Annotated in this window: 1 protein-coding gene; it reads left to right on the top strand. The window is 45.7% G+C overall.

All coding sequences use genetic code 11. The features are described from left to right. Window positions 1–12: 12 nt before the first annotated feature. The coding region (locus P2081_RS20435) for a 50S ribosomal protein L35ae (protein ID WP_278924626.1) at window positions 13–387 on the top strand (375 nt) is incomplete at its 3' end.

The raw sequence follows: 387 nt of genomic DNA, 5'->3' as shown, positions 1-387 counted from the left end.
GACGACCTTACAATGGCTGATACGGCAAAGCCAGCAGCAAAGCCCAAAGCTGAGAAGAAGCCAGTAGAAAAGAAAGCTGCTGAAAAGCCAGGCGAGAAAAAAGTTAAAGTCGATAAGAAAGATAAGAAGTCGATTGAAAAGAAAGTCAAACCTGTGAAGAGGAATATTAAAAAACGTTATGGACGACTGTATGCCAAGGCGATTTTCACTGGTTTTAAGCGAGGGCTTCGTAATCAACATGAGAATACAGCTTTGTTGAACGTTGAGGGCTGCACATCCAAAGCCGACAGCTGGTTTTACGTTGGGAAGAAGTGTGTCTACGTCTACAAGGCGAAGAATCGCACTCCAGTTCCCGGCCACACAGGCAAGAAGACCAATGTGAGGGCC

The organism is Pseudophaeobacter profundi, assembly GCF_029697505.1.
In the GTDB taxonomy this organism is placed as follows: Bacteria; Pseudomonadota; Alphaproteobacteria; order Rhodobacterales; family Rhodobacteraceae; genus Pseudophaeobacter; species Pseudophaeobacter profundi.
The sequence above is the reverse complement of the archived record's forward strand: the minus strand, read 5'-3'. Positions and strand labels throughout refer to the sequence as shown.